Source organism: Phenylobacterium sp. (assembly GCF_020253645.1).
Classification (GTDB): Bacteria; Pseudomonadota; Alphaproteobacteria; order Caulobacterales; family Caulobacteraceae; genus Phenylobacterium.
Window position 1 is genome coordinate 1 of sequence record NZ_JADCBG010000031.1, and the last position, 15,348, is coordinate 15,348.

Here is a 15,348-nt window from a genome sequence, read left to right on the forward strand (position 1 = left end):
CCGGGATCGGCGATGGCGGCGAGCGACGGCACGCCCGGGGCCACCAGCACCGGCAACTTCCAGGTTTCGATGACCGTGGTGAGCGCTGCGGGTGGGCCGAGCGTCCAGGTCAGCGAGCTGGATGATTTTGATTTGGGGGGGTTGGTGACGCAATCCGACCTGACATTCACCGCCTTCGACGGGTACGTCCAGCCTTTCTGTTTGACGCGATCCGGAACGGGCAGCGTGTCGCCGCGGATCACCTTCAGCCAGCCTGGCGTCGGGACCTTCAACAGCGACATCGGGTCGCACTTCGCCCTCGTCGGCCCTGCGCGTGCGGGCACGGCTTCGGGCTTCGCCCAGGTGCCGATTGTGGTGTCGATTTCCGACCCCTGGACCGATGGAGTAGAGGTAATGGCGCGCGGCTTGCCCTCCACCCGCCCGATCACAACCGGCGAGACATGCACCGGGGGGGGCCACCACTCAGTCTACGGGACCTCAAGCGGTGCACCCGGGGCCCCCAAGCCGATGATCGGGATTCGCCGCCTCGCCGCCGCCGACGCCAGCAATCCGACCGGGGCCTATTCCGCGACCATTGTGGTGACGGTCACCGCGAACTGAAAGCGCCGCCTGGGCGGTGAGGGACGGCGCCCGGGCGCCGGCGCGACGACAGGAAGGACGGGAAGATGCGAAGATTTCTGACCGCGGCGGCGGCCCTGGCCCTGGTGGTTCCGGGATCGGCGATGGCGGCGAGCGACGGTACGCCCGGGGCCACCAGCACCGGCAACTTCCAGGTTTCGATGACCGTGGTGAGCGCTGCGGGTGGGCCGAGCGTCCAGGTCCGAGAACTGTTTGATGTTGCGATCGGGTCGGTGATGCAATCCGACCTGACCGGCGCCACCTTCTCGTTCGGCCAGCCTTTCTGTGTCACGCGCTCCGGAACGGGAGAGATTTCGCCGCGGATCACCTTCAGCCAGCCTGGCGTCGGGACCTTTAACAGCGACATCGAATCGAACTTCGCCCTCGTCGGACCTGCGCGTGCGGACACGGCTTCGGGCTTCGCCCAGGTGCCGTTCCAGGTGCAGCTTAGGGACTCCTGGACCAATGGGCTGCATCTGCCAATGGCGCGCGGGGCGCCCTCCGCCGGCCTGATCACAACCGGTGAGACATGTTCCTGGGGCGCCTTCAGCGGGATCTACGGTAACTCGGACGGAACGATTGGGGCCAACAAGCCGGGCGTCTCCGTACGTCTCCTCAGCGCCGCCGACGCCAGCAATCCCACCGGAACGTATTCCGCGACCATCCTGGTCACGGTCACTGCGAACTGAAGGCTCCGCCCATGCGGGCAGGCGCCCTCGACCGAGGAGAAGGTGCATGAGGAGGGTGGAGATCCCCCCGGCGCCTCTCGCCCTTGGCTTGTCCGGCGCGGCGATGGCGGCGAGCGATGGTGCGCCTGGGCCAACCCGCACCGGCGACTTCCAGGTTTCGATGACCGTGGTGGGTGCGCCGGGAGGGCCGAGCAACCGGATCAGCGAGCTGGATGATTTTGCGCTGGGGCTGGTGACGTCAGACCTGACCATCGACGGCATCGCCACGTTTGAGTGGTTCTGTTTGACCAGATCCGGAACGGGGGAGCTTTCGCCGCGGATCACCTTCAGCCAGCCCGGCGTCTCGACCCTCAACATCGACATCGGCTCGAACTTCGCCCTCGTCGGGCCTGCGCGCGCGGGTAAGGCTTCGGGCTTCGCCCAGGCGCCCTTCGAGGTGCTGTTTGCCGGTGGCGGCAACGGCCAGTGGGCTCAGGTCATGTCGCGCGAGGTGGCCCACACCGGCCCCATTCCCACCGGCGAGACGTGTAACGCCGCCGTCCCGATAGGTCCTATTCTGCAAATATACTGTTCAAAGTCGCCGCAAACTGACTTTGATAACCAAGTAGAATTGATTTCACACAGATTGAATAGGGCTGAGAGTCCTGAACGTGATCTTCTTCTTCCGTTTGAACTCTCATGATTATCATGAGGCGACTGATCCACTCCAGAATCCATCGCATTCTAAATTTATACAGACGATTTGAGTTTGGAAATAACGGAACCATGTCTGTGTTCAGAGTCTACGGGTCAATTTGATCACAGGATGGGTCCGCAGCCTCTATTCGCTTTCCGGACGCCCTTCCCCGCGTTCACGCGCCCTCAGGCGGACAAGGCGGACAAGGCGGACAAGGCGGACAAGGCGGACAAGGCGGACTTCAGTCGTTCAAGGGCCAGGGTCCGGCTGGCGCTCGGTGTGTACGCGGCGCTTGCCTGGCCTTGCGCCGCACCGGCCTTCGCTCAGACTCCGATGGAGGCCGCTGCGCAGGGCGGGCGCGAGCCTTCCAGGTCAACCTCTCTGCAAACCGAGAGGCCTGAGGGTTTCGACGACCTCCTCGAAGCGCGCGAAACGCCGCTGCAACTGTATGTCGATGGCAAGCTGCAGGGGCAGGCGCCGGTGCTGCTATCGCCCGGCGTCGCAAGGTTCGCTGATCCCGCTGCGCTGATCTCCAAGCTGCCTCCACTGAAAGACGCCGCCCGGGTCATGGCCGCGCTCCGCGCGGAATTGCCCACCAATGCCGGGCTTTCCTGTTCGCCTTCGCCCACCGCCGGGTGCGGCCGGCTCAATCCGGATGTGGTGGGCATCATCCTGTCGCGCGATAGCGGGCGGATCGACCTGTTTCTGGCCCCTGAAGTCCGCGGAGAGGCCAGACCTTTTCTGCCCGATCCGGAGCCAGGGCCGCCGACGCTGGCGGGCGCCATGGGGCTGCAATACAGCCTGGCGAGCGACCGGATCGATCTCACCCTGAATCCCCGTTTCGTGCTTGGGCTGGGACGCCGCCACATTACCGCGGACTCGACCTTTTCCGGTCAGCGCAGCTCGCTCGACCGCGCCTACTTCCGTCAGGTTGGCAACCGCAGCGCCTTCAGCGTCGGCCTGATCCAGCCCTCTTCCTATAACTTCGCCTTCTTCGAGCGGTTGGTCGGCGCTCAGATCGCCAGCAGCACCGAGGCGCGTATTGAACGCAACAGCATTGCGGATACCCCGCTGATCATCGATGCGCCGCTTTCCGGGCGGGTCGATATCCTGCGTGACGGGGTCTTGCTCGATACGCAGCGGATCGCGCCGGGGCGCGTGACGCTTGACACCTCCCGACTGCCCGGCGGCTCCTTCCCGCTGACACTGCGGATCAAGGATGCGAGCGGCGAGCGTGAGGAGCGGCGTATCTTCACCCGTGCGTCGGGGCTTCCCGGCTACGGCGATGCCGAATGGTTTGTCGAAGGTGGCTGGAACACAGGCCTTCGCGGCGCCGACGCCGGCTTTCTGCCCAGCCTCCTCTCTCCCACCCTGCGCGCCGGATACCGCCTGCGCGCGGGATCGCAGCTCGGCCTCTTTGTTCGTGGAGAAGGCGCCGAGAAGCGCCAGCTGGCGGAGCTGGGCGCGATCTATCTGCAGGGCGACTGGCGGACATCGGTCACGCTCGCCGGAACTGCACAGGGCCAATTCGGCGCCCAGGCCAATGTGTCGGGGAACAGCAAGACCTTCAGCTGGTCCCTCGACGCCCGGCACATCTCGGGACCCGAAAGACCGCCCGGCGCCCCATTCGATCCCGAAGTCGGCCTCGGGCGCCCGTCCACCTCGCTCAGCGCCTTTGGCGGCTACAACTCGGGCAATTTCTCGCTGACCAGCGGACTACAGTGGCAGCGCGACGGGCCTGGTCAGGAAAGCTTTACGATCCTCCCAAACCTGCGCTGGACTTTTCGGCAGGCTGGCGGCCAGCGATGGGACCTGGATGCCTCGGGCAGCTACAGCCGCACGAGCTGGACAGTGCGCGTCGGCATTCGCCTGGCGCTCTTTGGCGGGACGTCCTCCAAGACGCTGTATGCCGGGGGTGAAGGGCGAAAGAGCAATGGCGGCGTCCTCTCTCGCCGGCTCGTCTCCGGCGACTGGAGCCGGAGCCTCGACACGGACCTCGGCCCGCTCCAGCTGCGCGCAGGGGTCAGCCAGCAATTCGACCGCCTGTCGGGCCGGCTGGGGGCGAATCTCCGCTACACCTACGCCGATCTCTCGGCGGACGCCCAGATCGAAGAGCAGCTTTCGAGCAGCTCGCTGTTCGGGCGCGTGCAGACCAGCTTCGGTTACGCCGAAAAGCGGCTGGCCTTGGGCGGCGGCGACTTTACCGGGGCGGGAATCGCGGTGGAGGCGCCCGATGCGGCGTCTGACGTCCGGTATCAGCTCCGCGCGCCGGGCGGAACCCGCACCTCGATCAAGGGATCGTATCCGGTGTTCGTCGGCGCGCCGCCCTTCAGCATGGGCGAAGTCGGCGTGGACGCCCTCGGCGGCGTCGCCAGTTTCGACACCCGTCGTGAGCCTGCGGTCTTCTTCCCCGGAACTGTCAAACGGCTGGTGCGCAGATCGATCCGCATCATCCTGGTCTATGGTCAGCTGGTCGATGAAGCCGGAAGGCCGCTGGCCAACGCCTCGCTGTCAGGCAAGGGCGGCCTTGGCGAAACCGATGACCAGGGACGTTTCCAGATCGAACTGGGCGCTGAAGGCGATCTGGTCGCAGAACTCGGCGAGGGCGGTCGTTACGGTGCGAAGGTGACGGGTCTTGCGGCGAGCACTGCGACTTTCGTCAATGCCGGCCAGATGGTCTGCCGCCCGGTCCAGCCCTGAAACCGACCGCAGCGTTCAGAAGCGAAGCGTTTCTTGCCGCGCGTTGAGCCCCTGCAGCACGACTTCGACCGTTCCGGTTTCCGAAGGCAGGGTTACTGTCCAGCTGCGCCCGCCATACAGCCTCTTGTTGTCCGGCAGCTTGGTGCAGTCGCGCGCGGTCGGGCAGTGCCGGACTTCGGTGATCACGCCAAAACTGTTGCCTGAATTGCTGAGCGTCAGCGTGTTCCCATTTCGCTTGCCACTGACCGCGACCTGCGCCTCTGCGGGCCGCTGGATCACCAGGACGTCATAGGCCAGAAGGAATGCGACGCCCGATTCCCCCTCCTTGACCTTGCCCGCAACTTCCGAAACGAGGACGCGCCAGACACGGTCCTCGCCGCCAGGTTTCCCGAGCGCAACAATGCGGATCCCTCGCCGCTCCCCCTTCTCCAGAATGATGCGGCTTGGCGTTGCGATTAATCCCAAGGTTTCCGGATCGGGGTCCTCGCGCAACTTCTCATCCAGTTCCCCACGGGCCATGACCTCGCGCGCCTTCACAGCCACAAAGGCATTGGCCGCGCTGGAGTTGGTTACGATAAGCGTAGTTTCCGGGGCGCCGCCGGGTTCAAAGACATGGACGGACGGGTTCACGTCGATCTGCGCTTCGACGGGTTGGACTCCAAGCCCCGTTGTCGCAACCAAGACAAGTGCGGCGACAGATCGGACATTCATGATCGGAGGGTTACACACGGCGCGCGGAAACGTATGTCCCCTGTTCTGGGGACAAGTCAGGACCTGCTTCATGCGACGCGCCCTTGTTTGGTCGCCCCGACGATCTGAGGCGCCTCATGATGCTCATTCCCGCCCGTGCCCAAGCCTGGTCGCGCGGCTCGCAGGCGCTTCGGTCATCCCCGTCACGCCCAACCTTCTGTCACGGACCGCGCCGTGACGCCGGATGACCCGATCGCCCGGGCGGCGGCCGACGTGACCGGGCTCTACACCCGTCATGCGGACCTCTGGGACCGGGTGCGGGGGCCGGACCTGCGCCTGGAGGCGGGCTGGATGGGGCGGTTCGCCGCCCTCCTGCCCCCCGGGAGCCGGGTCCTGGACCTGGGCTGCGGGACCGGGCGGCCCCTGGGCGCCTGGCTTCTCGCCCAGGGGTTCGCCGTCACAGGCGTGGACGCCTCGGCGCCCGCCATCGACCGGGCCCGGGAGCGGCTTCCCGCCGGGACCTGGATCTGCGCCGACATGCGCAGCCTGGACCTCGGCGACACCTTCGACGGTCTCCTGGCCTGGGACAGCCTCTTCCACCTGACGCCGGCGGACCAGCAGGCTCTTTTCAGGGGGCTGGGCGCCCGCGCCGCGCCCGGGGCGGCATTGATGTTCACCTCCGGGCCTGACGCCGGGACGGCCATGGGCGAATTCGGGGGCGATCCCCTGCACCACGCCAGCCTGTCCCCCGACGCCTACCGCAGACTCCTGGCTGCGGAGGGTTTCGACGTCCTCGACTTTGCGCCGGAGGACCCGGACTGCGGGGGACATTCGGTCTGGCTCGCCCGACGGCGGCTTGGCTGAGGGCTCTTCAGGGTCCATATCGGAGGCGACAGCCAGGGAGGGACCCATGCGGGCCGACGCGGAATTCGACATCATCGTCTATGGCGCCACCGGATTCACCGGCCGCCTCGTGGCCGAGCACCTGGTCCGCACCCAGCCGCCCGGGGGCGAGGTCTCCTGGGCCATGGCCGGCCGGTCGGCGGACAAGCTGGCCGAGGTCCGCGACCTGATTGGCGCCCCGGCCTCGACGCCCCTGGTGGTCTGCGACGCCGCCGATCCCGCCCAGCTGAGGGCCATGGTGCGCCGCGCCAAGGTCATCGTGACCACGGTCGGGCCCTACCAGCTCTACGGGTCGGACCTGGTCGCCACCTGTGTCGAGGCCGGGACCGACTATGTGGACCTGTGCGGCGAGTCCAACTGGATGGCCGAGATGGTCGCCGCCCACCATGAGGCCGCCAAGGCCTCCGGCGCGCGGATTCTGTTTTCCTGCGGCTTCGACTCCATTCCCTTCGAGCTGGGGGTCCTTTTTGCGGAGGAGACGGCCAAGCGGCGTCTTGGCGGGCCGGTCCCGCGGGTGAAGGGCCGGGTGCGGAACATGCGGGGCGGCCTGTCCGGCGGCACCGCGGCCAGCGGCGCGGCCACCATGGACGCCATCCGACGCAACCCCGCCCTGTTCCAGCTGATGATCAACCCCTTCGCCCTGACCCCCGGCTTTACCGGCCCGGCCCAGCCGCCCGGGAACGAGACGGCCTTCGACGAGGATGTCGGCGCCGAGGTCGGGCCCTTCATGATGGCCGCCATCAACACCAAGAACGTCCACCGCTCGAACTTCCTGCAGGGCCACCCCTGGGGGACGGACTTCGCCTATGACGAGATGTCCGTCACGGCGCCGGGCTCCAGCACCTCGTTTAGTGACCTCGGCGGCGCCGGCGCGCCGAAGCCCGGGGAGGGCCCGAGCCTGGAGGAGCGGGAGAACGGCTTCTACGACATCCTGTTCGTGGGCATCGGCGCCGACGGCCGCAAGGTGCGGGTCTCGGTGAAGGGCGACCGCGACCCCGGCTACGGCTCGACGTCCAAGATGATGGCCGAGACGGCGATCCAGCTGATCCGGACCCCCGCCACCCCCGGCGGGGTCTGGACCCCGGGAGCGGCCCTGGGCGTTCCCCTGATCGACCGTCTCGCAGCCCGCGCCGGCCTGGCCTTTACCGACGAGACCGCCTAACCCGGGTTCTTCGGCTTCATCCGGCCGTCCTCGGGCCTCTGGATCCGGGGTCCGAGGTTCTCGATCACCGCACGGGCGTCGAACGTCTCGGTTTGGCCTGGCTGCTTGGGGCCCTTGCCCAGGACGATTTCCGCCGAGGCGGTGAACTTCTCGATCGTCGAGACGTCCATGGGGGGGCGACCGAAAGGCCCGTCCAGCCAGGGGTCGTAGAGACGCCAGCCATACGGGCCGTAGTACCGCCAGTAGGGCCGCCAGTAGGGCAGGGGCTCCGGATGGGGGTCGACCCGGGTGGTGGTTTTCCGGTCCGTCTCCCGGTTGACCAGGGTGAAGGTGTCGAACCCGTTGGCGAGGGTCAGCTCCGCCGCCCGATAGGCGAGATAGAGCTCGACCGTCTCCCGGGAGGTCAGGCTGTTGCCCGTGAAGGTCACGCGGTAGCGCCCGGGTTCAATCCTGACATCGGAATAGCCGCCGAGGCCCGGCGATCCGGCGAGCAGGGGCTGATAGGGCGTGGCCGTCGTACAGGCGGCGAGGCCGGCGGCCAGGGCCAGGCTGGCGATAAGGGCGAAACGCGTCAGGCGCATCTGAGGCTCCAGAGTCGGGACGTCACGGGTTTGGGATAGGTCTCAGGCGAAAGTATGGCCGCCGGTCAGGAGAGGACCACAAGCACCGCCTTGCCCAGCGCCCCAAACAGCAGGATCGCAGCCGCGAGGGCCTGGATCGCAAATCCCCGGCCGCGCTTGTCGGCCGCCTGCGAGTAGTCGACGGTGTAGAGGATGCGTCCCACGATCCAGACCAGGCCAAGCGCCGCCGCTGTCACATCGCCCCAGTAGATGGCGAACAGCCAGAGGGACACGAAGAAGATCGGCAGCCATTCCAGGGTGTTTCCCTGGACCCGCAGATACCGCTCCAGCATCGGATCGCCCGACATGGCCGGGGCGTCGATACCGGACTTCCGACGGGCCACACCCACCCTGAGGCCCATCCAGAAGTAGGTCAGAAGGGCGAGCAGGGAGACGATCGCGGTCAGGTTTGGAAAGCTCATGAAGACTCCTCCGGTTTGTCCTGAGGGTGACATGACCCTGACCGTTGGGGAACTACCCTTGCGCGCGGCGGTCCCGGCGGGCCTGGACCCGAAGGCGCAGGGCGTTGAGCTTGATGAAGCCGGCGGCGTCGCGGTGGTCGTAGGCGACGGCGCCCTCCTCGAAGGTCACGAGGTCCTGGTCGTAGAGGGACCAGGGGCTGGTGCGGCCGATGACGGTGACATTGCCCTTGTAGAGTTTCACCCGGACCTGGCCCGTCACGTGCTTCTGCGACAGGTCGATGGCCGCCTGCAGCATTTCGCGCTCAGGGGAGAACCAGAAGCCGTTGTAGATCAGGCTGGCGTAACGGGGCATCAGCTCGTCCTTGAGGTGCGCCGAGCCCCGGTCGAGGGTGATGGACTCGATCCCCCGGTGAGCGGCCAACAGGATCGTCCCGCCCGGGGTTTCGTAGACGCCCCGGGACTTCATGCCGACAAAGCGGTTCTCCACCAGGTCCAGGCGACCGATCCCGTTGTCGTGGCCCAGCTGGTTCAGGCGGGTCAGAAGGGTCGCCGGGCTCATCCGCACGCCGTCGATGGCCACGGGGTCGCCGCCCTCGAAGTCGATCGAAATGACGGTCGGTTCGTCCGGGGCGGCCTCGGGCGAGATCGTGCGCATGTGCACGAACTCGGGTGGCTCCACCGCGGGGTCCTCGAGCACCTTTCCCTCGGAGGAGGAGTGCAGGAGGTTGGCGTCGACGCTGAAGGGCGCCTCGCCGCGCTTGTCCTTGGCGATCTGGATCTGGTGCTTCTCGGCGAAGTCCAGCAGGGCCTCCCGGGACTTGAAGTCCCATTCCCGCCAGGGGGCGATGACGTGGATGTCCGGCTCCAGGGCGTAGTAGCCCAGCTCGAAGCGGACCTGGTCGTTGCCCTTGCCGGTGGCGCCGTGGCTGACGGCGTCGGCGCCGGTCTGGCGGGCGATGTCGATCTGCTTCTTGGCGATCAGCGGCCGCGCGATGGAGGTGCCCAGGAGGTACTGGCCCTCGTAGACCGTATTGGCCCGGAACATGGGGAAGACGTAGTCGCGGACGAATTCCTCGCGCACGTCCTCGATGAAGATGTTCTCGGGCTTCACCCCGGCGGCCAGGGCCTTGGCCCGCGCCGGCTCGATCTCCTCGCCCTGCCCCAGGTCGGCGGTGAAGGTCACGACCTCCGCCCCGTATTCGGTCTGCAGCCACTTCAGGATGATGGAGGTGTCGAGGCCGCCGGAGTAGGCGAGGACGACTTTCTTGATGCCATGCTTGCTCATGCACACAAGTCTAGGCCAGGAATTGCGAAATTTGATTGCGAAGATGCCATATCGGAGTAGCATATTGGCATATAGTTCCATCAGAATGAGAACATGACCAACAATCTGCCAGTCCGGCTGGACGCCATAGATCGCCGCATCCTCCGTGCCCTGCAGAGGGACGGGCGGATCCAGAACAATGAGCTGGCGGCGGAGGTCGGGCTGTCGCCTTCACCCTGCCTGAGGCGGGTGCGCCTTTTGGAGGAGGCGGGGGTGATCGAACGCTACGTGGCGGTCCTGGACGGGGCCCGGATCGGCGTTGGCCTGACGGTCTTCGCCCGGGTCTGGTTCAAGACCCAGGACGCCGAGCAGACCCAGAAATTCGCGGAAATCGTCCGGCAGTTTCCCGAGGTCGTCGAGTGCTACCTGACCACCGGCGACTGCGACGCCCTGCTGCGGATCGTGACGGCGGACCTGAACACCTACTGGCGGTTCCAGGCCGATCACCTGACCCGGATTCCCAGCGTCCAGAGCGTCAAGACTGACGTGCCGATGGAAACCCTCAAGCGCAGCTTCGAACTGCCGATTCCCTGAATCCCCCGCAGTCCGGGCCCCGGCGCGCCGCCGTATCGGCAGGTCAGACGGTGACCTGGGTGCCCAGCTCCACCACCCGTCCGGGCGGAATCCGGAAGAAGTCCGTCGGGTTGGCGGCGTTGCGCATCAGGAAGATGAAGAGTTTGTCCTGCCAGAGCGGCATTCCGGAACTGGCGGAGGGCACAACCGAGCGGCGGCCGAGGAAGAAGCTGGTGGCCATGATGTCGAACTTCAGCCCCTGCTGGCGACAGAGGGTGAGGGCCTTGGGGATGTTGGGGCTCTCCATGAACCCGTAGGACACCGTGAGCTTCTTGAAGTCGTCATTGACCGGCTCGATCCGGATCCGCTCCTCGTCCCGGACCCGGGGCGTCTGGGCGGTGAGCACGGTCAGAATGATGTTCCGCTCGTGAAGCACCTTGTTGTGCTTGAGGTTGTGCATGAGGGCGACGGGCGCCACGTCCGCGTCCGAGGTCAGGAAGATCGCCGCGCCGGAAGCGCGGTGCGGCGGCCTGGCCTGGAGCATGTCGATGAGCTCGCCGAGGGCGACGGAGTCCCTCCTGGTCTTCTCGGCCAGGATCCGCGTGCCGCGGCTCCAGGTCCACATGATCACCACCATCAGGGCGCCCGCCAAGAGGGGCAGCCAGGCGCCCTGGGCCAGCTTGAGAAGGTTGGAGGACATGAAGACCAGGTCCAGGGCCCCAAAGCCGGCCGTCGCGAGGACGGCGACCCAGAGGGGCTTCTTCCACAGATACCGGATGATGACGAAGAAGAGCAGGGTGTCGACAAACATCGAGCCGGTGACCGCGATCCCGTAGGCGGCGGCGAGGTTGGACGAGGTCTGGAAGGTCAGGAGAAGGAGGATCACGCCGACCATCAGGAAGGTGTTCACCTGGGGCACATAGATCTGGCCTGCCTGGGTCTCAGACGTCCGCCGGATATCGATCCGCGGCAGGAGTCCCAGCTGGACCGCCTGCTGCGTGACGGAGAACGCCCCCGAGATCACCGCCTGGCTCGCGATCACGCTGGCTGCAGCAGCCATCAGCAGGACCGGCCAGTAGACCAGGGTGGGGACCATGCCGAAGAAGGGGTTGTCCCGCATTTCCGGCCGATCCAGCACCATGGCGCCCTGGCCGAGATAGTTCAGGACCAGGGCGGGCAGGACGATGGCCAGCCATCCCGCCCGGATGGGCGCCTTCCCGAAGTGACCCATGTCCGCGTAGAGCGCCTCCGCGCCCGTCACGGCGAGGAAGACGCTGCCGAGGATCACGAACCCGACGAAGCCGTTGTCCATCAGGAAGATCACCCCGTAGTGGGGCAGAAGGCCCCGGAGCACGGAGGGGCTGTCAAAGATGTGATAGACCCCGAGCGCCCCGAGGATCACGAACCAGGCCAGGGTGATCGGTCCGAAGGCCTTGGCGATGGTGGCCGTCCCCCGGGACTGCACCAGGAACAGCACGATCAGGATCGCCGCCGCTATGGGCAGGACAAGCCCCCCGAGCTCCGGGCTTACGCCCGGGGCGTCCCTGAGCCCCTCCACGGCGCCCAGGACCGAGATCGCGGGGGTGATCACGCTGTCCCCGTAGAAGAGGGCCGCTCCGGCCATGCCGAGCAGGAGCACGGTTCCGGACCGGCGCTTGAGGGCGCGTTGCGCCAGGGCCATCAGGGCCAGGGTTCCGCCCTCGCCCTTGTTGTCGGCCCGCATGATCAGGGCGACGTACTTGAGGGTCACCACGAGGATCAGGGCCCAGGTGATGAGCGAGACGACGCCCAGCACGGAGAGTTCCGCGGACACGTCGGCCCGGGAGTGGGCGAGGGCCTCGCGCATGGCGTAGAGGGGACTGGTGCCGATGTCTCCGAACACCACCCCGAGAGCGCCCAGGGTGAGGGCGGCCAGCCCTTCCGGCCGTCCGCCATGCGGGTCTCCACCCCCGGTGTGAGGGCCGCCGGCTGACTCGGCTGCATCCGCCATGACTGTCCCCGAAGGCCCCGCGCTTCGCCCCACTGACGGCCCGCCTGCCTGAGGCCCGCGAGCGTTGGGCGCGATACACCCTTTCCGGGGAGGGTTCAATGTGATGCGGCCCCGTCGCCGGCCTGGCGCCCGGCCTTGCATCGTCGGTCAGGAACCGCCAAATCTCGCAAATGTTCATCCAGACCGAAACCACCCCGAATCCCCAGGTTCTGAAGTTCCTGCCCGGACGGACCGTCATGGAGTCCGGTTCCCGGGACTTCCGGTCTCCGGACGAGGCGAGGGACTCCCCCCTGGCCCTGGAAGTCTTTGGCCTCGAGGGCGTCAACCGGGTCTTTTTCGGTGGCGACTTCATCACTGTGGGGAAGATCGCCTCTGCGGAATGGGACCACCTCAAGGCGCCGGTCCTGGCGGCGATCATGGACCATTTCACCTCCGGCCGGCCGCTCTTCGAGGGGGCTGGGCAGGTCGAGGGCGAAGAGACCGCCTACGACGGCGACACCGCCCAGATCGTCTCCGAGATCCGTGAACTCCTCGACACCCGGATCCGGCCCGCCGTCGCCCGGGACGGGGGCGACATCCTGTTCGATCGCTTCGAGGTGGAGAGCGGTACGGTCTGGCTGCACATGCGCGGCGCCTGCGCGGGCTGCCCGTCCTCCTCCGCAACCCTGAAGGCCGGGGTCGAGAACATGCTGAAGCACTACGTCCCCGAAGTGGTCCGGGTCGAGCAGACCCTCTGACGCGGCGTGCGGGTCCTCGCCCTGGATACCTGCCTCGCCGCCTGCTCGGTGGCCGTCCTCGATGGCGACGGGATCGCGGCCGCCGCCTGCGAGGTGATGGAACGGGGCCACCAGGAACGGCTCGCCCCCCTTGTTCGGGACACCATGGCGCGCGCAGCCCTGGCCTTTTCCGACCTCGACAGGATCGCCGTCACCCTGGGTCCGGGATCCTTCACCGGCCTGAGGGTGGGCCTCGCCTTTGCAAAGGGCCTGGGCCTGGCCCTCGGCAGGCCCGTCGTCGGCCTGGGCTGCCTGGAGGTCCTCGCCGGACCCTTCTCCGCAGCGCCAGGGCGAACCCTGGCCCTCCTGCCTGCCCGGGAGGGCGCGGCCTGCCACCAGCAGTTTGAGGCCGGGCGCCCCCTTGGCCCGCCCGCCGCGGGTCTTCTCGCCGGCCTGGAGGACCTTGACGGGGTCACCCGGATTGTCGGCGCGGTGGAGCTGGCGGATGGCCTGATGCCCCGGGCGCAACGCATGCCGGCGCTGCTGCCGGATGTCGCGATCGCCGCCCGCCTCGCGGTTGAGCGGGCGCCGGGAGACCTGGCGCCCCTCTACATGCGGCCGCCGGATGCGAAGTTGCCCGGCGGCCGGAGCGCCGCATGAGCTTGCGTCGCGCCGGCCCGAGGGACCTCGACGCCCTCGCCCTGCTGCATGCATCCGCCTTCAGCCCGGGCTGGAGCGCCGCAGAGATCTCCGCCCTCGACGCCGTGGCCTTTCTCGAAGAGGGCGCGGGGATGATCCTGCTTCGCACCGTCGCCGGGGAGGCCGAGGTCCTGACGGTCGGCGTCAGCCCGGGGGCGCGGCGATCCGGGGTCGGCGGGCGCCTCCTGCAGGCGGCGCTCGAGGCGGCGGAAAGGGAGGGCGCAAAAGCGGTCTATCTCGAGGTCGCCGAGGACAATGTCGCCGCCCGGAGACTTTACGCCAGTCACGGCTTCGAGGAGGCGGGCCGGCGTCGCGCCTACTATCCGAGGGCGGGCGCCGGGGCGGTCGACGCCCTTGTTCTGAGGCGGGCGCTTAACACGGCGTCCTGAAAGCCCTATTCTGGGGGCGAGGAGACTTCCGTTTGCACCGCATTGAGAACCTCTGCATCGCCAAGGGCATGCGCATGACCGACCAGCGCCGGGTGATCGCCCGCGTGCTGTCGGAGGCCCAGGACCACCCGGACGTGGAGGAGCTTCACCGCCGTTCCCACGCCGTGGACCCGCGCATCTCCATCGCCACCGTCTATCGGACGGTGCGGCTCTTCGAGGAGGCGGGCATCATCTCGCGTCTGGATTTCCGCGACGGCCGCGCGCGGTACGAGGAGGCGCCCGAGACCCATCACGACCACCTGATCGACATGACCACCGGCAAGGTCATCGAGTTCGTCGATCCGGAGATCGAGGCCCTGCAGGAGGCCATTGCGCGTCGCCTCGGGTACCGGCTGGTGGATCACCGTCTGGAGCTCTACGGCCTCCCGATCCATGAGTAACCCACCGACCCGGGCGCCGAAGCGGCTCTATATCCGCACCTATGGCTGCCAGATGAACGTCTATGACAGCGAGCGCATGGCGGATGTGCTCGCGCCCCTTGGCTACGCCATGACCGAGCGGGCCGAGGAGGCCGATCTCGTCGTCCTGAACACCTGCCATATCCGCGAGAAGGCCACGGAGAAGGTCTATTCCGAGCTTGGACAGCTGAAGGTCCTGAAGACCGAGCGCGCCGCCGCAGGCCTCGGCATGACCATCGCCGTGGCGGGCTGCGTGGCCCAGGCTGAGGGCGAGGAGATCCTGCGTCGCCAGCCGGCGGTCGACCTGGTGGTCGGACCGCAGGCCTACCATCAGCTTCCCGAGCTGATCGCCCGGACCCACCGGGCCCGGGGCGAGCGCCTCGCCGCCGATTTCGCCCCCGAGGCCAAGTTCGACGCCCTGGGGGTCGGCCGGTCGACCTCGGGCGTCACCGCATTCCTCACCGTCCAGGAGGGCTGCGACAAGTTCTGCACCTTCTGCGTGGTGCCCTACACCCGCGGCGGGGAATGGTCCCGGCCAGCGGAGGCCATCCTCGCCGAGGCCCGGAGCCTGGCGGCGCGGGGCGTGCGCGAGGTGACCCTCCTGGGCCAGAACGTCAACGCCTGGTCCGGCGAGGGCGGGCTGGGCGGACTGGCCCGACAGCTGGCCCGGATCGAGGGCCTGGACCGCATCCGCTACACCACCAGCCATCCCCGGGACATGGACGACGACCTGATCGCCGCCCACGCCGAGCTGCCCCAGCTCATGCCCTACCTGCACC

The 15,348-nt window shown here is 67.5% G+C and carries 17 protein-coding genes; 12 read left to right on the top strand and 5 right to left on the bottom strand.

The genetic code is table 11. From position 1 onward, the window contains the following. From INE98_RS02480 to INE98_RS02495, 4 genes are all read left to right on the top strand, one after another. The coding region (locus INE98_RS02480; RefSeq protein ID WP_293536282.1) for a hypothetical protein at positions 1–600 on the top strand (600 nt) is incomplete at its 5' end. Positions 601–665: 65 nt separating this feature from the next. Beyond that, positions 666–1,307 (top strand): hypothetical protein, encoded by a 642-nt coding sequence (locus tag INE98_RS02485; protein WP_293536284.1) that lies wholly within the window; start codon positions 666–668, stop codon positions 1,305–1,307. Positions 1,308–1,353: 46 nt separating this feature from the next. Beyond that, complete coding sequence (locus tag INE98_RS02490) at positions 1,354–1,989, top strand: hypothetical protein (protein ID WP_293536285.1); 636 nt, start codon at positions 1,354–1,356, stop codon at positions 1,987–1,989. Between the two features lie 327 nt (positions 1,990–2,316). After that, on the top strand, positions 2,317–4,683 hold the full coding sequence (locus INE98_RS02495; protein WP_293536287.1) for a TcfC E-set like domain-containing protein: 2,367 nt from the start codon (positions 2,317–2,319) through the stop codon (positions 4,681–4,683). Between the two features lie 15 nt (positions 4,684–4,698). Here the strand turns inward: INE98_RS02495 and INE98_RS02500 are convergent, their stop codons facing one another. Further along, on the bottom strand, positions 4,699–5,313 hold the full coding sequence (locus INE98_RS02500; RefSeq protein WP_293536288.1) for a hypothetical protein: 615 nt from the start codon (positions 5,311–5,313) through the stop codon (positions 4,699–4,701). Positions 5,314–5,607: 294 nt separating this feature from the next. Between INE98_RS02500 and INE98_RS02505 the strand changes: the two genes are divergently transcribed. Both INE98_RS02505 and INE98_RS02510 read left to right on the top strand, forming a co-directional pair. Beyond that, complete coding sequence (locus INE98_RS02505; protein WP_293536290.1) at positions 5,608–6,237, top strand: class I SAM-dependent methyltransferase; 630 nt, start codon at positions 5,608–5,610, stop codon at positions 6,235–6,237. A 46-nt stretch (positions 6,238–6,283) separates the two neighbouring features. After that, a complete protein-coding gene (locus INE98_RS02510) occupies positions 6,284–7,438 on the top strand; it encodes a saccharopine dehydrogenase NADP-binding domain-containing protein (RefSeq protein WP_293536292.1) in 1,155 nt (384 codons plus the stop codon). Here INE98_RS02510 and INE98_RS02515 read toward each other — a convergent pair. From INE98_RS02515 to INE98_RS02525, 3 genes are all read right to left on the bottom strand, one after another. Continuing rightward, positions 7,435–8,019 (bottom strand): hypothetical protein, encoded by a 585-nt coding sequence (locus tag INE98_RS02515; protein WP_293536293.1) that lies wholly within the window; start codon positions 8,017–8,019, stop codon positions 7,435–7,437. The two genes, INE98_RS02510 and INE98_RS02515, sit on opposite strands and share 4 nt — an antisense overlap. A 65-nt stretch (positions 8,020–8,084) precedes the next feature. Then, on the bottom strand, positions 8,085–8,480 hold the full coding sequence (locus tag INE98_RS02520; protein WP_293536295.1) for an MAPEG family protein: 396 nt from the start codon (positions 8,478–8,480) through the stop codon (positions 8,085–8,087). A gap of 52 nt (positions 8,481–8,532) precedes the next feature. Beyond that, positions 8,533–9,765, bottom strand: a complete 1,233-nt coding sequence (locus INE98_RS02525) for an argininosuccinate synthase (RefSeq protein WP_293536297.1) — start codon at positions 9,763–9,765, stop codon at positions 8,533–8,535. 93 nt (positions 9,766–9,858) lie between these two features. On the opposite strand from INE98_RS02525, the gene INE98_RS02530 reads away from it, so the two are divergent. Next, positions 9,859–10,338 (top strand): Lrp/AsnC family transcriptional regulator, encoded by a 480-nt coding sequence (locus INE98_RS02530; RefSeq protein ID WP_199285971.1) that lies wholly within the window; start codon positions 9,859–9,861, stop codon positions 10,336–10,338. A gap of 43 nt (positions 10,339–10,381) precedes the next feature. Here INE98_RS02530 and INE98_RS02535 read toward each other — a convergent pair whose 3' ends face one another. Then, positions 10,382–12,307 carry a potassium transporter Kup gene (locus tag INE98_RS02535; RefSeq protein ID WP_293536298.1) on the bottom strand — a complete coding sequence of 642 codons (1,926 nt, stop codon included), beginning with the start codon at positions 12,305–12,307 and terminating at the stop codon, positions 10,382–10,384. 170 nt (positions 12,308–12,477) lie between these two features. Here INE98_RS02535 and INE98_RS02540 point away from each other — a divergent pair, with 170 nt between their 5' ends. The 5 genes from INE98_RS02540 to INE98_RS02560 form a co-directional block, all read left to right on the top strand. Next, on the top strand, positions 12,478–13,044 hold the full coding sequence (locus tag INE98_RS02540) for a NifU family protein (RefSeq protein WP_293536300.1): 567 nt from the start codon (positions 12,478–12,480) through the stop codon (positions 13,042–13,044). A gap of 6 nt (positions 13,045–13,050) precedes the next feature. Beyond that, complete coding sequence (gene tsaB, locus INE98_RS02545; protein WP_293536301.1) at positions 13,051–13,683, top strand: tRNA (adenosine(37)-N6)-threonylcarbamoyltransferase complex dimerization subunit type 1 TsaB; 633 nt, start codon at positions 13,051–13,053, stop codon at positions 13,681–13,683. Continuing rightward, positions 13,680–14,111, top strand: coding sequence for a GNAT family N-acetyltransferase (locus tag INE98_RS02550; protein WP_293536303.1), 432 nt, complete (start codon positions 13,680–13,682; stop codon positions 14,109–14,111). Before tsaB ends, INE98_RS02550 begins: the two co-directional genes overlap by 4 nt. A 32-nt stretch (positions 14,112–14,143) precedes the next feature. Continuing rightward, on the top strand, positions 14,144–14,551 hold the full coding sequence (locus tag INE98_RS02555; RefSeq protein ID WP_293536304.1) for a Fur family transcriptional regulator: 408 nt from the start codon (positions 14,144–14,146) through the stop codon (positions 14,549–14,551). Further along, on the top strand, positions 14,544–15,348 hold an 805-nt coding region (locus INE98_RS02560), incomplete at its 3' end, for a MiaB/RimO family radical SAM methylthiotransferase (RefSeq protein WP_293536306.1). The genes INE98_RS02555 and INE98_RS02560, both read left to right, overlap by 8 nt.

Bases quoted from the DNA above. Each gene is read 5' to 3' on its own strand.
- INE98_RS02485 (WP_293536284.1), top strand. From the start codon at position 666: ATGCGAAGATTTCTGACCGCGGCGGCGGCCCTGGCCCTGGTGGTTCCG.
- INE98_RS02490 (WP_293536285.1), top strand. From the start codon at position 1,354: ATGAGGAGGGTGGAGATCCCCCCGGCGCCTCTCGCCCTTGGCTTGTCC.
- INE98_RS02495 (WP_293536287.1), top strand. From the start codon at position 2,317: ATGGAGGCCGCTGCGCAGGGCGGGCGCGAGCCTTCCAGGTCAACCTCT.
- INE98_RS02510 (WP_293536292.1), top strand. From the start codon at position 6,284: ATGCGGGCCGACGCGGAATTCGACATCATCGTCTATGGCGCCACCGGA.
- INE98_RS02515 (WP_293536293.1), bottom strand. From the start codon at position 8,019: ATGCGCCTGACGCGTTTCGCCCTTATCGCCAGCCTGGCCCTGGCCGCC.
- INE98_RS02520 (WP_293536295.1), bottom strand. From the start codon at position 8,480: ATGAGCTTTCCAAACCTGACCGCGATCGTCTCCCTGCTCGCCCTTCTG.
- INE98_RS02525 (WP_293536297.1), bottom strand. From the start codon at position 9,765: ATGAGCAAGCATGGCATCAAGAAAGTCGTCCTCGCCTACTCCGGCGGC.
- INE98_RS02530 (WP_199285971.1), top strand. From the start codon at position 9,859: ATGACCAACAATCTGCCAGTCCGGCTGGACGCCATAGATCGCCGCATC.
- INE98_RS02535 (WP_293536298.1), bottom strand. From the start codon at position 12,307: ATGGCGGATGCAGCCGAGTCAGCCGGCGGCCCTCACACCGGGGGTGGA.
- INE98_RS02540 (WP_293536300.1), top strand. From the start codon at position 12,478: ATGTTCATCCAGACCGAAACCACCCCGAATCCCCAGGTTCTGAAGTTC.
- INE98_RS02550 (WP_293536303.1), top strand. From the start codon at position 13,680: ATGAGCTTGCGTCGCGCCGGCCCGAGGGACCTCGACGCCCTCGCCCTG.